Source organism: Mesorhizobium sp. B2-6-2, from assembly GCF_006440615.1.
GTDB lineage: Bacteria > Pseudomonadota > Alphaproteobacteria > Rhizobiales > Rhizobiaceae > Mesorhizobium.
In genome coordinates this window covers 352,860-367,428 of the sequence record NZ_VFUG01000005.1, presented here as the reverse complement: position 1 = coordinate 367,428, position 14,569 = coordinate 352,860, and the positions used below count along the sequence as shown (strand labels likewise).

Here is a 14,569-nt window from a genome sequence, read left to right as displayed (position 1 = left end):
GACGTGCAACGAAATTCCAAATCCTCGGAACAGGGGCGGCGCTCCGCCACTGGGGCATCTTCTGCCGGTGCACGGGGAGAAGCGGAAGACATCGCCATCATCGGCGGCGGCATCATCGGCATCTGCGCTGCAGCCCTGCTCTCGGAAGCGGGGCGCAGCGTCACCGTCTTCGACCGCACCGGCATCTGCGAGGAGACGAGCTCCGGCAATGCCGCCGCCTTCGCCTTCTCCGACGTGCTGCCGCTGGCGCATAAGGGCATGATCCGGCAATTGCCGAAATGGCTCACCGACCCGCTCGGACCGTTGACCATCCCGCCGGCCTATCTGCCCAAGCTGCTGCCCTGGCTTATCCGCTTCTGGCGGGCGGGCGCCGCCAGGCACCACGAAGCGAGTCTGGCGGCGCAGGCCGGCATGATGAAGCTCGCCGAAGCCGAATGGATGGAGCTGCTCGACCGCTCCGGCACGCGGCCGATGCTGCGCGAGGATGGGTCGCTGGAATTCTATGAGAGCGAGGCGGAGTTCCGCGCCTCGCTGCCCGGCTGGGCCGAGCGCGAGCGCTTCGGCATCGGCTTTCGCCATGTCGAGGGCGAAGAGATGGCCGCGCTCCAACCGGGTCTTTCGCCGCGCTTCGTCAAGGGCACCTTCGTACCGGGCTGGAAGACGGTCGCCGATCCGAAGCTGCTCGGCAAATCGATCTGGGCCTATGCGGAAAAGCTCGGCGCCCGTTTCGAGCATGCGCGGGTCGCGCGCATAGAGGCCGACGCAAGCGGCGCCACGATCGTTCTGGCCGACGGCAGCAGGCGGACGTCAAAGACGCTTCTGATCGCCGCGGGCGCCTGGTCCCATCTCCTGGCAAGGGATCTCGGCGACCGCATCCCGCTTGAAACCGAGCGCGGCTACAACACGACGCTGCCGGTGTCGGCCTTCGACGTGAAACGGCAGCTGATCTTTTCCGGCCATGGCTTCGTCATCACGCCGCTCGAGACCGGCTTGCGCGTCGGCGGCGCCGTCGAGCTCGGCGGCATCGAGCGGCCGCCGAATTTCGCTCGCTCGAAGGCGATGCTGGAGAAGGCGAAGCGCTTCCTGCCCGGGCTCGATCCGTCGGGCGGCCGCGAGTGGATGGGTTTTCGCCCCTCGCTGCCGGATTCCCTGCCGGTGATCGGCGCGTCGCGCGCGCCGAATGTCTACTACGCTTTTGGTCACGGCCATCTCGGCCTGACCCAGTCCGCGGCGACCGGCCGCTTGATCCGCGATCTCGTTCTCGGGCAGACTCCGCCCCTCGATCTCGCCCCTTTCCGCCCGCAACGGTTCTGATAGCAAGAGAGCAACCATGGCCAAGAAATCCTTCTTCTGCATCGACGGCCACACCTGCGGCAATCCGGTGCGCCTGGTCGCCGGCGGCGGGCCGCTGCTCGAGGGCGCGACGATGATGGAGCGGCGAGCGCATTTCCTCGCCGAATATGACTGGATCCGCACCGGGCTGATGTTCGAGCCGCGCGGCCACGACGTGATGTCAGGCTCGATCCTCTACCCGCCGACGCGCGAGGACTGCGACATCGCCATCCTATTCATCGAGACCTCGGGCTGCCTGCCGATGTGTGGGCATGGCACCATCGGCACAGTCACCATGGCCATCGAGCACGGGTTGGTGAAGCCGAAGACGCCGGGCGTGCTCAGGCTCGACACGCCGGCCGGCCTGGTCGTCGCCGAATACAAACAGGTCGGCGAATATGTCGAGGAGGTGCGCATCACCAACGTGCCCTCCTTCCTCCATGCCGAAGGCTTGACCGTCGACTGCCCGGTGCTCGGCGAGATCAGCGTCGACGTCGCCTATGGCGGCAATTTCTACGCCATCGTCGAGCCGCAGAAGAATTACCGGGACATGGCCGATTACTCCGCCGGCGACCTCATCGCCTGGAGCCCGGTGGTGCGCCAGCGCCTCAACGAGAAATACTCCTTCGTGCATCCGGAGAATCCCGGCATCAACCGGCTGTCGCATCTGCTGTGGACGGGCAAGCCGAGACATGCCGAGGCCGATGCGCGCAACGCCGTCTTCTATGGCGACAAGGCGATCGACCGCTCGCCTTGCGGCACCGGCACGTCGGCGCGCATGGCGCAGCTCCATGCCAAGGGCAAGCTCAAGGCCGGCGACAGTTTCGTGCATGAATCGATTATCGGCTCGCTGTTCAAGGGCAGGGTCGAAAAAGAGGTCAGCGTGGCGGGCAAGCCGGCGATCATCCCCTCGATCGGCGGCTGGGCACGGATGACAGGGTTGAACACCATCTTCATCGACGACCGCGATCCGTTCGCACATGGATTCATCGTCACATAAGCCTCGCGGCCTCAGCCGGTATCGGGCTCGCCCAGATTGTCGGCAACAGCCAATCGGCCTGACGTCCGAGAGTGGTCATGCCAGGGTTCTGAAACAATGCGAGGCGACCCGTTCAGCGGTCCCTTCCATCAGATCGTCAAGAAAGGATAATCGATGCTTTCCGGCCCAAAACCCGAATGGCTGACCTTCGATTGCTACGGCACCCTCATCCAGTGGGATGAAGGTCTGCTTGCCGCCGTCAACACGATCCTCGCCAATCACCCAGCCTCCAATATCGAACCCCAGACGCTGATCCGCGTCTACGACAAGCACGAGCACGCGCTCGAGACCGCGCGGCCTCACAAATCCTTCCGCAGCGTGGCCGGCGAGGGGCTGGGGCTGGCGATGGAGGAGCTGAAGCTCGCCCGTTCGCCGGACGACATCGAGGTGCTGACCGGCAGCATCTCCCGAATGCCGCCATTCCCCGAGGTCGTCCCCGCGCTCGGCGCACTGAAGGCCCAGGGTTTCAAGCTTTGCATCATTTCAAACACCGACGATGACATCATCGCCGGCAATGTCGCCCAACTCGGCGGGCATATAGACCGCGTCATCACCGCGCAGCAGGCCGGCGCCTACAAGCCCGCGCGGCAGATCTTCGATTTTGCGCACAATGCGCTTGGCGTCGGTCGGGGCGACGTCGTGCATATTTGTGCCAGTCCGCATCTCGATCTCGCCGCCGCCCGCGACCTCGGCTTCCGCTGCATCTGGATCGACAGGGGAACCGGCCGCAAACCGCTGCCCGACTACACCCCGAACGCGGTTTTCCCGGCGCTCGATGATGTGCCGCCCTTCCTGCGGTCGACGATCTGGAACTGAGCCCGGCGCGGATGTCAAACGGTGTCGCCTCGCCGTCACATGGCCGTCACACGCGACGGAATCCTGACCTTGCGGAATGGGTGGCGATCCGAAACGACCCAGCCCGATCGTTGCAAGGATTCTTCTCATCAACTTGTTTTGACGCCGATTTCTTCGACACGAAGCTCGTCATAAGGTCGAATCGTCAAAGACATTGCGTTGTGCCAATGATAGGGTCCGCGATAGTCCAGGGGGCCGGGTACGAAAAACGGACAATCGGACGGCGTGCTTCCAAAACACGCCTGGCGATTGAAAAATCACGTTGCAATCCGGGCTCGAGACTTTACGACTAGGGGAAATACGAAAAGGAGTGCGACCCGGAAACGGGCGACATTCCAGGGGAGCCGCGTAAATATGCAGTATTTCGTCCAGCAGCTTATCAATGGGCTGACGCTGGGATCTATCTATGGCCTGATCGCAATCGGCTACACGATGGTCTACGGCATCATCGGCATGATCAATTTCGCCCATGGCGATATCTTCATGGTCGGCGCCTTCACCGCCCTCATCGTCTTCCTGATCCTCGGCGCGTTGTTCTATTCGGTGCCGGTCGTGGTGGCGCTTCTGATCATGATGATCGTCGCCATGCTTCTCACCAGCCTCTACAACTGGACGATCGAGAAGGTGGCCTACCGGCCGCTGCGCGGCTCGTTCCGGCTGGCGCCGCTGATCACCGCAATCGGCATGTCGATCGCGCTGTCCAATTTCGTGCAGGTCACGCAGGGCCCGCGCAACAAGCCGATCCCGCCGCTGGTCAGCCAAGTCTACACGATCGACGGCATCAGCATCTCGCTGAAGCAGATCATCATCGTGATCGTCACCGTCGCGCTGCTGGCGATCTTCTGGTATCTGGTCAACCGAACCGCGCTCGGGCGGGCGCAACGCGCCTGCGAGCAGGATCGCAAGATGGCTGCGCTGCTCGGGATCGACGTCGACCGCACCATCTCCATCACCTTCATCATGGGCGCAGCTCTTGCCGCCGTCGCCGGTACCCTGTTCTTGATGTATTACGGCGTCGTGGTGTTCTCGGACGGCTTCGTGCCGGGCGTGAAGGCCTTCACGGCGGCCGTGCTTGGCGGCATCGGCTCGCTGCCTGGCGCGGTGCTGGGAGGATTGCTCATCGGCTTCATCGAGAGCATGTGGTCGGCCTATTTCTCGATCGACTATAAGGACGTCGCCGCTTTCTCGATCCTGGCGATCGTGCTCATCTTCCTGCCCTCCGGCATCCTCGGCCGGCCTGAAGTCGAAAAGGTCTGATCCTGATGGCCGTTACCGTGTCTTCGGAGCGCGACGCCGTCGCTACTCCAGTCCAGCGCGCTTTTCGCGAAGCGCTCTATGCAGGTGCCATCGCGCTTGGGCTGTTCGTGCTGTTTATCGGCCTCAGGACCGATCAGAATATCTCCAACGAACTGATCCTGGTGCAGCGCTGGGGCCTGCTCGCCCTGGTGGTCATCGCCACCGCCGGGGGCCGCTTCCTGTATGTCGCCTATGGCCAGCCCTTCGTGGCCAGCCTGAAGATCGCCGACATCGACACAGGCCTGCTGCCCGACACCATGGCGGCACGCTTCTTCAGGATGCCTTATTTCGTAGCCGCGGTCGTTGTCGCAGCCTTGCTGTTTGTGCTGGCCGGCTCGCTTGACGGGCTGCTCGGACCCGACCTTGCCGGCTACGCGCGCTTTGTGCGGGCGCTGGCGATCATTTATGCCGTCGCCTGGGTAATGTATTATTTCCGGGCCTTCATCCACGCCCATTTCTCGGCGTTGGGCATCAGCGCGCTGGCGCTCTATCCGATCGTCGTCGTGCTGGTGCTTGCGCTGGTAACAGGATCGATGGCGGGAGGTTTTCAGGGCTCTCTGAAGTGGGTCGACAATTTCGGCATCCAGATCCTGATCTATGTGATGCTGGCCTGGGGGCTGAACATCGTCATCGGCCTCGCCGGCCTGCTCGATCTCGGCTACGTCGCCTTCTATGCCGTTGGCGCATATGCCTACGCGCTGCTCGGCACGCATTTCGGCCTCTCCTTCTGGATCCTGCTGCCGGCCGCCGGCTGCATGGCCGCCTTCTGGGGCGTCATGCTCGGCTTCCCGGTGCTGCGGCTGCGCGGCGACTACCTGGCGATCGTCACCCTTGCCTTTGGCGAGATCATCCGTCTCGTCCTGATCAACTGGCGCGAGGTGACAAACGGTTCGGCCGGCATTTCCGGCATTCCAAAGGTCTCCTTCTTCGGCCTGATGTCGTTCAACGTCTCGGACCCGAACTACATCGCCAAGGTGCTGCACATCGCCACGTCGAGCGCCTATTACAAAATCTTCCTTTACTATCTGATCCTCGGACTCTGTCTTTTGACCGCCTTCGTTACCATCAGGCTGCGCCGGTTGCCGGTCGGCAGGGCGTGGGAAGCGCTGCGCGAGGACGAGATCGCCTGCCGCTCGCTCGGCATCAACACCACCACCACCAAGCTGACGGCGTTCGCCACCGGCGCCATGTTCGGCGGCTTCGCCGGTTCGTTCTTCGCCGCGCGGCAAGGTTTCGTCAGCCCCGAATCCTTCGTCTTCCTGGAATCGGCGATTGTCCTCGCCATCGTCGTGCTCGGCGGCATGGGTTCGCTGGTCGGCATCGCCGTAGCGGCGCTGGTGATGATCGGCGGCACCGAAGCGTTGCGGGAGCTCGACTTCCTGAAGCGGGTCTTCGGTCCCGATTTCACGCCTGAACTCTACCGCATGCTGCTTTTCGGCATGGCCATGGTCATCGTCATGCTGTGGAAGCCGCGCGGCTTCGTCGGCAGCCGCGAGCCGACGGCCTTCCTGAAGGAGCGAAGAGCGGTTTCAAGCTCCTTCACCAAGGAGGGGCACGGCTGATGAACGCGACCCCTTCCTCGAACGATTTCATCCTGCAGGTCGAGCATCTGTCGATGAAGTTCGGCGGCCTGGTCGCCATCGGCGACCTGTCGTTCCAGGCCAGGCGCGGCGAGATCACCGCGCTGATCGGCCCGAACGGCGCCGGCAAGACCACGGTGTTCAACTGCATCACCGGCTTCTACAAACCGTCTGAAGGCATGATCACGCTGAACCGGAACGACGGCTCGACCTATCTGCTCGAGCGCCTGCCCAACCACGAGATCCCGGCGCGCGCCAAGGTGGCGCGCACTTTCCAGAACATCCGCCTGTTCTCGGGCATGACGCTGCTGGAGAACCTCCTGGTCGCGCAGCACAACAAGCTGATGAAGGCTTCGGGCTATACTCTCCTCGGCCTGTTCGGCTTTCCGAGCTATCGCCAAGCCTCGGCCGAGTCGATCGAGCTCGCCAGGCACTGGCTGGAGAAGGCCGATCTTGTCGAGCGCGCCGACGATCCGGCCGGCGACCTGCCCTATGGCGCGCAGCGGCGCCTGGAAATCGCGCGCGCCATGTGCACGGGGCCGGAGCTTCTGTGTCTCGACGAACCGGCCGCCGGCCTCAATCCGAAGGAATCTGCGGCGCTCAACGAGCTGTTGATGGGCATCAAGAGCACCGGCACGTCGATCCTGCTCATCGAGCACGACATGTCGGTGGTGATGCAGATCTCCGACCATGTCGTCGTGCTCGAATACGGCCGCAAGATCTCCGACGGCAATCCGGCGTCGGTCCGCACCGATCCGCGCGTCATCGCTGCCTATCTCGGCGTCGACGACGAGGAGGTCGAGACGGTGCTGACCGAGGTCGGCGACGAGGACGTGATCGAGCAGCTCGATACCGGCCCCGATTCCGCGCATGGGCCGGGAAATTCCGCTTCGATGATGGCCGGGCCGGTTTCTGATTCGGTCGAACATGGGAATAAGGGCGAGCGGGTCACTGTGTCGAAGGGCGCCTCGAAGGCGGCGCAAGTCGACGCGCGCGCCGCATCGATAGCCAGCAAACCGGTTCCAGCGCCAGCGACAAAGTCGGCCGCCGCGAAAGGCAAGCCGACGGCGAAAGCCCCTGCAAAGAAGGCCCCCGGCAAGGCGCCGGCGAAAGCCGGCATCTCCAATCGCCTCGACGCGCCACGCGGCGGCAAGGCTGACAGCCTGATCCGCATCAAAGGCATCGGCCCGGTCAACGAGCGCAAGCTCAATGAGCACGGCATCTTCCATTTCGACCAGATAGCGGCCTGGAAGAAGGCCGACATCGAGGCCGCGGAAGCCTATCTCGCCTTTGACGGGCGCATTGCCCGCGAAGACTGGATCGGCCAGGCGAAGACGCTGGCGAAGGAAGCGGCGGCCAAGCCCGCGACGCGTGGAGGGCGTAAATAATGGCCGGCACAACGCTGCTCGACATCAAGGGTGTCGAAACCTACTACGGCAACATCCGGGCGCTGAACGGCGTCGATGTCAGCGTCAACCAGGGTGAGATCGTGGCGCTGATCGGTGCCAACGGCGCCGGCAAGTCGACGCTGATGATGACCATCTTCGGCGCGCCGCGCGCCCGCACCGGCACCATCACCTTCGCCGGCACCGACATCACCAAGATGCCGACGCATGAGATCGCACGGCTTCGCATCGCGCAATCCCCGGAAGGCAGACGCATCTTTCCGCGCATGACGGTGATGGAAAATCTGCAGATGGGCGCCAGCCTCGACAACCTCAAGCATTATGACGAGGACGTCGAGAGGGTGTTCACGCTGTTCCCGCGGCTGAAAGAGCGCATCGCCCAGCGCGGCGGCACGCTGTCGGGCGGCGAGCAGCAGATGCTGTCGATCGGGCGCGCGCTGATGGCGCGGCCGAAGCTTTTGTTGCTGGACGAGCCATCGCTGGGCCTCGCGCCGCTGATCGTCAAGCAGATATTCGACGCCATCCGCGAGCTCAACAAGACGCAGGGGCTGACCGTGTTCCTGGTCGAGCAGAACGCCTTCGGCGCGCTCAAGCTCGCCACGCGCGGTTATGTCATGGTCAACGGCAATGTGACGATGAGCGGCACCGGCAAGGAATTGCTCGCCAATCCGGAAGTGCGCGCCGCCTATCTCGAAGGCGGACATCACTAGAGCGCGATGACTTTCCCAGGATCGCCATCTCGCTCTAAGGCTTTGTTCTTGAAGCATGATCTTCTCCGAAAAGTCTGCGACTTTTCGGGATCATGCTAAGATCTGGGGACATCAATCATGCAGGGCATTATCTACGAAGAGGCCACGATCTGGCAGTTTCTGTTCGTCACAGGCCTGCTTGGCGGCGGGGCGGCATGGATGACAGGCAAAGCGGCGGCTCAGACCTGGAGCACGTATCTGCGGCTGTTTTTCTTTCTGCTCGGTCTCGGCATCGGCGTCAGGTTCATCCATCACGCCTTGTTCGGCGGCACGATGTTCTCGCTGCATTACTATATCGTCGACACCATCGTCCTGATGATACTGGGCTTCCTCGGCTATCAATACACGCGCACCAACCAAATGGTCACGCAGTATAACTGGCTCTATGAAAGAGCTTCCTTGTTAAGCTGGAAACCGAAAGGTTGACGTTCACCATTACGCCGTTTCGGGGATGAATCGGCGTGACAAGTGCCTGAAAATCGGCATTCTATGCTTTCTGCGATAAGGGTGGGCATCGCATGAAAGTATCATCCACGCCCACTCCGTAAATGGGAGCGTTTCAATGAAAAAATCACTCTTGTCCGCCGTTGCGCTGACCGCGTTCGTCGCGTTCAGCGGCAGCGCGTGGGCCGCTGACATCCTGATCGGCGTCGCCGGTCCGATCACCGGCCCGAACGCCGCCTTCGGCGCACAGCTGCAGAAGGGCGCGGAACAGGCGGTCGCCGACATCAACGCGGCGGGCGGCGTCAATGGCCAGCAGCTCAAGCTCGAGATCGGTGACGACGTCTCCGATCCCAAGCAGGGCATCTCGGTCGCCAACAAGTTCGTCGCCGACGGCGTCAAGTTCGTCGACGGCCATTTCAACTCCGGTGTGTCGATCCCGGCCTCGGAAGTCTACCAGGAAAACGGTATCCTCGAGATCACGCCGGCGGCGACCAACCCGAAGTTCACCGAGCGCGGCATGTGGAACACCTTCCGCACCTGCGGTCGTGACGACCAGCAGGGCAAGGTGGCCGGCGACTACATCGCCAAGAACTTCAAGGATGCCAAGATCGCCATCATCCACGACAAGACGCCTTATGGTCAGGGCCTCGCCGACGAAACCAAGAAGAACCTCAACGCCAACGGCATCACGGAAGTGTTGTACGAAGGCGTGAATGTCGGCGACAAGGACTTCTCGGCCCTCATCGCCAAGATGAAGGAAAACGGCGTCACGCTCATCTACTGGGGCGGCCTGCACACCGAAGCCGGCCTGATCATCCGTCAGTCGGCCGATCAGGGCCTGAAGGCGCCGCTGTTCTCGGGCGACGGCATCGTCTCCAACGAACTGGCCTCGATCGCGGGCGACGCCGTTGCCGGCACGCTCAACACCTTCGCTCCGGATCCGCGCAAGAATCCGGCCGCCAAGGAAGTCGTCGAGAAGTTCCGCGCCAACGGCTTTGAGCCGGAAGCCTACACGCTCTACTCCTATGCCGCGGTGCAGATCATCGCCCAGGCCATCGCCAAGACCGGCTCGGCCGACGACGCGCAGAAGGTTGCGGAGACGATCAGGGCCAACACCTGGAAGACCGCCATCGGTGACATCGGCTACGACGCCAAGGGCGACATCACCCGTCCTGACTATGTCATCTATGAATGGAAGAAGGGCGACGACGGCAAGTACAGCTACTTCGAGAAATAAGCCGGCAAACTCAAGCCGACTTTTCGGGGATGCCCGGCGCTCGCGCCGGGCATTTTCGTTGCGGGCGAGGCCAACCGGAAGCTCCGCGCCGCGCCCCGGGCAATACCCGTCCACCACCCATGATCCGTGTTCGAAGAACAGCAATGACGATTTGGCGCAAACAGGCGACTTAAATCGTTTTAGCTGTCGCGCAAATTTGTTTGCGCTGCAGCATTTTCACGTTAATCATTGCGCCGGTTCATCTCCCTTCCGCTGCTGGAGCCTACTCCTTGGCCATCACGAAGATACTCGTCGCCAACCGGTCCGAAATCGCCATCCGCGTGTTCCGCGCGGCCAACGAGCTCGGCCTCAAAACCGTAGCGATCTGGGCGGAAGAGGACAAATATTCGCTGCACCGCTTCAAGGCCGACGAGAGCTATCAGGTCGGCCGCGGACCGCATCTCACCAAGGACATGGGTCCGATCGAGAGCTACCTGTCGATCGAGGAGGTGATCCGGGTCGCCAGGCTGTCGGGCGCCGACGCCATCCATCCCGGCTACGGCCTGCTGTCGGAAAGCCCGGAATTTGCCGAGGCCTGCGCCGAGGCCGGCGTCACCTTCATCGGCCCGAAGCCGGAAACGATGCGCCGGCTCGGCAACAAGGTCGCCGCGCGCAACCTGGCGATCGAGGTCGGCGTGCCGGTCGTGCCGGCAACCGATCCGCTGCCGGACGACATGGACGAGGTGAAGAAGCTCGCCGCGCAGATCGGCTATCCGGTGATGCTCAAGGCCTCGTGGGGCGGCGGCGGCCGCGGCATGCGCGCCATCCGCGCCGAGGCCGACCTCGCGCGCGAGGTGATGGAAGGCAAGCGCGAGGCCAAGGCAGCCTTCGGCAAGGACGAGGTCTATCTCGAAAAGCTGATCGAGCGCGCCCGCCATGTCGAGGTGCAGGTGCTGGGCGACACGCATGGCAATGCGGTGCATCTGTTCGAGCGCGACTGCTCGATCCAGCGCCGCAACCAGAAGGTCGTGGAGCGCGCGCCGGCGCCCTATCTCAGCGAGGAGCTGCGCCAGGAGCTCTGCGGCTACGCGCTCAAGATCGCGCGCGAGACCAGCTATATCGGCGCCGGCACGGTCGAGTTCCTGCAGGACGCCGACACCGGCAAGTTCTATTTCATCGAGGTCAATCCGCGCATCCAGGTCGAGCACACCGTCACCGAGCAGGTGACGGGCATCGACATCGTCAAGGCGCAGATCCACATCCTCGACGGCTTCGCCATCGGCACGAAGCAATCGGGCGTGCCGGCGCAGAAGGACATCAGGCTGAACGGCCACGCGCTGCAGTGCCGCATCACCACCGAAGATCCGGAGCACAATTTCATCCCGGACTACGGCCGCATCACCGCCTATCGCGAGGCGGCGGGCTTCGGCATCCGGCTCGACGGCGGCACCGCCTATTCGGGCGCGGTCATCACCCGCTTCTACGACCCGCTGCTCGAAAAGGTGACGGCCTGGGCGCCGACGCCCGGCGAGGCGATCTCGCGCATGAACCGGGCGCTGCGCGAGTTCCGCATCCGCGGCGTCGCCACCAATCTCACCTTCCTCGAAGCGATCATCAATCACCCGCGCTTCGCCGACAATTCCTACACGACGAGGTTCATCGACACGACGCCGGAACTGTTCGAGCAGGTGAAGCGGCGGGACCGCGCCACCAAGCTGCTCAACTACCTCGCCGACGTCAGCGTCAACGGCCATCCCGAGACGCGCGGCCGGCCGATGCCGAAGGCGAATGCGGCCGCACCCGTGGTGCCCTATCTCAACGGGCATGTTCCGGACGGCAGCAAGCAGAGGCTCGACGCGCTGGGTCCCGAGAAGTTCGCGGCCTGGATGCGCGGGGAGCGACAGGTGCTGGTCACCGACACGACGATGCGCGACGGCCACCAGTCGCTGCTCGCCACGCGCATGCGCACCTATGACATCGCCGGCATCGCCGGCACCTATGCGCGGGCGCTGCCGCAATTGCTCTCGCTGGAATGCTGGGGCGGCGCGACGTTCGACGTCGCCATGCGCTTCCTCACCGAGGATCCATGGGAGCGGCTGAGCAAAGTGCGCGAGGCCGCGCCCAACCTTCTTCTGCAGATGCTTCTACGCGGCGCCAACGGCGTCGGCTACACCAATTATCCCGACAATGTCGTCCAGCATTTCGTCCGCCAAGCGGCGGCCGGCGGCGTCGATCTGTTCCGCGTCTTCGACTGCCTTAACTGGGTCGAGAACATGCGCGTCGCCATGGACGCGGTTGGCGCCGAGGGCAAGCTGGTAGAAGCGGCGATGTGCTACACCGGCGACATCCTCGATCCGGCGCGGGCGAAGTACGATTTGAAATACTATGTCGGGCTGGCCAAGGAGCTGGAGGCGGCCGGCGCGCATATCGTCGCCGTCAAGGACATGGCCGGCCTGTTGAAGCCGGCCGCGGCGCGCGTGCTGTTCAAGGCGCTGCGCGAGGCGACCGACCTGCCGATCCATTTCCACACGCACGACACGTCAGGGCTGTCGGCGGCGACGGTGCTGGCGGCGGTGGAGAGCGGCGCCGACGCGATCGACGCGGCGATGGATTCCTTCTCCGGCAACACCTCGCAGCCCTGCCTCGGCTCGATCGTCGAGGCGCTGAAGGGCACCGAGCGCGACCCCGGCCTCGATCCGCAATGGATTCGCCGCATTTCTTTCTACTGGGAAGCGGTGCGCAACCAGTACGCCGCCTTCGAGAGCGATCTCAAGGGACCTGCCTCGGAGGTCTACCTGCACGAAATGCCCGGCGGCCAGTTCACCAACCTCAAGGAACAGGCGCGCTCGCTCGGGCTGGAGACGCGCTGGCATGAGGTCGCGCAGGCCTATCACGACGTCAACCTGATGTTCGGCGACATCGTCAAGGTGACGCCGTCGTCCAAGGTGGTGGGCGACATGGCGCTGATGATGGTCAGCCAGGATCTCACCGTCGCCGATGTCGAGAACCCGGCCAAGGACATCGCCTTCCCTGATTCGGTGGTGTCGATGCTGCGCGGCGATCTCGGCCAGTCGCCAGGCGGCTGGCCGGCTGCGCTGCAGAAGAAGGCGCTGAAGGGCGACAAGCCGATTACGGTTCGACCGGGCTCGCTGCTAAAGCCCGCCGATCTCAAGGCCAGCCGCAAGGACATCGAGGGCAAGCTCGACCGCAAGCTGTCCGAATACGAATTCGCCTCGTGGCTGATGTACCCAAAGGTATTCACCGACTTCGCCGCGGCGCAGGAGACCTACGGGCCGGTGAGCGTGCTGCCGACGCCGACCTATTTCTACGGCATGAAGTCGGAAGACGAGATCTTCCTCGACATCGAGAAGGGCAAGACGCTGGTGGTGCGCTGCCAGGCGTTCGGCGATGTCGACGAGAAGGGCATGGTCACCGTGTTCTTCGAGCTCAACGGCCAGCCACGCCGCGTCAAGGTGCCGGACAGGGCGCATGGCGCTTCCGCCGCCAAGGCACGCCGCAAGGCCGAGCCTGGCAATGAGGGGCATGTCGGCGCGCCAATGCCCGGCGTCGTATCGGCGCTTGCCGTCGCGCCCGGACAGGCGGTCAAGGCGGGCGACGTGCTGCTTTCGATCGAGGCAATGAAGATGGAAACCGCGCTGCATGCCGAACGCGACGGCGAGATCGCCGAGGTTCTGGTCAAGGCGGGCGACCAGATCGATGCGAAGGATCTGTTGATCGCATTTAAATGACGGTCGCCGCGCGATGCTTGAAGGGCGGCTGGCAGCAGCCGTCCACAGGCGCTCGACAAGTGTCTTGACCCGCCGCGCCCGCTCGGGCAGTGAACCCGCTCCAATTTGCCGTGGCGGGAATCGCCACTGCTCCAGAAGACGCGGAGAGAAAAATGGCCGACGAGATCACCGAGACCAGCCAGACTGTAGCCGCCGGCCAGCTGCGCACCATCATCGAGCGCATCGAGCGGCTCGAGGAAGAGAAGAAGACGATCTCCGATGACATCAAGGATGTCTATGCCGAAGCCAAGGGCACCGGCTTCGACACCAAGGCGGTTCGCACGATCGTGCGGCTGCGCAAGAAGGACCAGGCCGAGCGCCAGGAAGAAGAGTCCATCCTGGATCTCTACAAGGCCGCCCTCGGCATGGTCTGAGGCGCGTGGCCGGAGACCGGCCATGAACGAATTCGACTTCGGCGGCCGTCGCGCCTCGGAGTTCCGCCATCGCGGCTTCTGGGCGCTGTTCGCCGAACGGCACCCGCAAGAAAGGCAAAGGCTCGCTCGGCGCGGGCCGTGGTTCTGGCAGCGCGGGCTGCCGGATTTCGCTTTGGTCCTTTCGATGTATGTCGCGCCGGCGCAGAACCATGTCGGCGTCTTCTTCGGGCGCAATGAGAAGTTCGGCGCCACGGAGTCCTGGTCGCGGCTGAAACCGTTCCAGCCGGCGATCGAGTCCAGGCTGAAGCTCAGGCCCGAGCAGAGCTGCGAAGGTCTCGGCATCAACTCGATGTGGCGGGTGAACTGCTACGCCGAGGACAATTGGCCGGCCATGACCGACTGGCTGGTGCGGGAATGCTCACGCTTCGAAGAAGCCGTGACCGAAGTTCTCGGGCAGCGATAGGTCGCGGGCGATGAGGGGTTTTTCCCT

12 protein-coding genes are annotated in these 14,569 nt (G+C 63.6%); all 12 read left to right on the top strand.

The features are described 5' to 3' along the window. Positions 1-3 precede the first annotated feature (3 nt). The 12 genes from FJ419_RS14330 (at position 4) to FJ419_RS14275 (ending at position 14,542) form a co-directional block, all read left to right on the top strand. Complete coding sequence (locus FJ419_RS14330; protein WP_140693580.1) at positions 4-1,314, top strand: FAD-dependent oxidoreductase; 1,311 nt, start codon at positions 4-6, stop codon at positions 1,312-1,314. A gap of 16 nt (positions 1,315-1,330) precedes the next feature. Continuing rightward, positions 1,331-2,332, top strand: a complete 1,002-nt coding sequence (locus tag FJ419_RS14325) for a 4-hydroxyproline epimerase (RefSeq protein ID WP_140693577.1) — start codon at positions 1,331-1,333, stop codon at positions 2,330-2,332. A 153-nt stretch (positions 2,333-2,485) separates the two neighbouring features. Further along, complete coding sequence (locus FJ419_RS14320) at positions 2,486-3,187, top strand: haloacid dehalogenase type II (RefSeq protein ID WP_140693564.1); 702 nt, start codon at positions 2,486-2,488, stop codon at positions 3,185-3,187. 393 nt (positions 3,188-3,580) lie between these two features. Continuing rightward, positions 3,581-4,483 carry a branched-chain amino acid ABC transporter permease LivH gene (locus FJ419_RS14315; protein WP_140634330.1) on the top strand — a complete coding sequence of 301 codons (903 nt, stop codon included), beginning with the start codon at positions 3,581-3,583 and terminating at the stop codon, positions 4,481-4,483. 5 nt (positions 4,484-4,488) lie between these two features. Continuing rightward, the gene (gene livM, locus FJ419_RS14310; protein ID WP_140693561.1) at positions 4,489-6,084 is read left to right on the top strand and encodes a high-affinity branched-chain amino acid ABC transporter permease LivM; all 1,596 of its coding nucleotides are present in this window, start codon (positions 4,489-4,491) and stop codon (positions 6,082-6,084) included. Then, complete coding sequence (locus FJ419_RS14305; RefSeq protein ID WP_140693558.1) at positions 6,084-7,490, top strand: ATP-binding cassette domain-containing protein; 1,407 nt, start codon at positions 6,084-6,086, stop codon at positions 7,488-7,490. The genes livM and FJ419_RS14305 overlap by 1 nt, the downstream gene beginning before the upstream one ends. After that, positions 7,490-8,218 carry an ABC transporter ATP-binding protein gene (locus FJ419_RS14300; protein ID WP_095767235.1) on the top strand — a complete coding sequence of 243 codons (729 nt, stop codon included), beginning with the start codon at positions 7,490-7,492 and terminating at the stop codon, positions 8,216-8,218. The genes FJ419_RS14305 and FJ419_RS14300 overlap by 1 nt, the downstream gene beginning before the upstream one ends. A 117-nt stretch (positions 8,219-8,335) precedes the next feature. Beyond that, positions 8,336-8,683, top strand: a complete 348-nt coding sequence (locus FJ419_RS14295) for a DUF6867 family protein (RefSeq protein WP_140634337.1) — start codon at positions 8,336-8,338, stop codon at positions 8,681-8,683. A 136-nt stretch (positions 8,684-8,819) separates the two neighbouring features. Then, a complete protein-coding gene (locus tag FJ419_RS14290) occupies positions 8,820-9,938 on the top strand; it encodes a branched-chain amino acid ABC transporter substrate-binding protein (protein WP_140546075.1) in 1,119 nt (372 codons plus the stop codon). 269 nt (positions 9,939-10,207) lie between these two features. Next, positions 10,208-13,666, top strand: a complete 3,459-nt coding sequence (gene pyc / locus FJ419_RS14285; RefSeq protein WP_140693552.1) for a pyruvate carboxylase — start codon at positions 10,208-10,210, stop codon at positions 13,664-13,666. A 152-nt stretch (positions 13,667-13,818) separates the two neighbouring features. After that, the gene (locus FJ419_RS14280) at positions 13,819-14,079 is read left to right on the top strand and encodes a DUF2312 domain-containing protein (protein ID WP_140546077.1); all 261 of its coding nucleotides are present in this window, start codon (positions 13,819-13,821) and stop codon (positions 14,077-14,079) included. A 22-nt stretch (positions 14,080-14,101) separates the two neighbouring features. Then, positions 14,102-14,542, top strand: a complete 441-nt coding sequence (locus FJ419_RS14275; RefSeq protein WP_140693543.1) for a hypothetical protein — start codon at positions 14,102-14,104, stop codon at positions 14,540-14,542. Positions 14,543-14,569 lie beyond the last annotated feature (27 nt).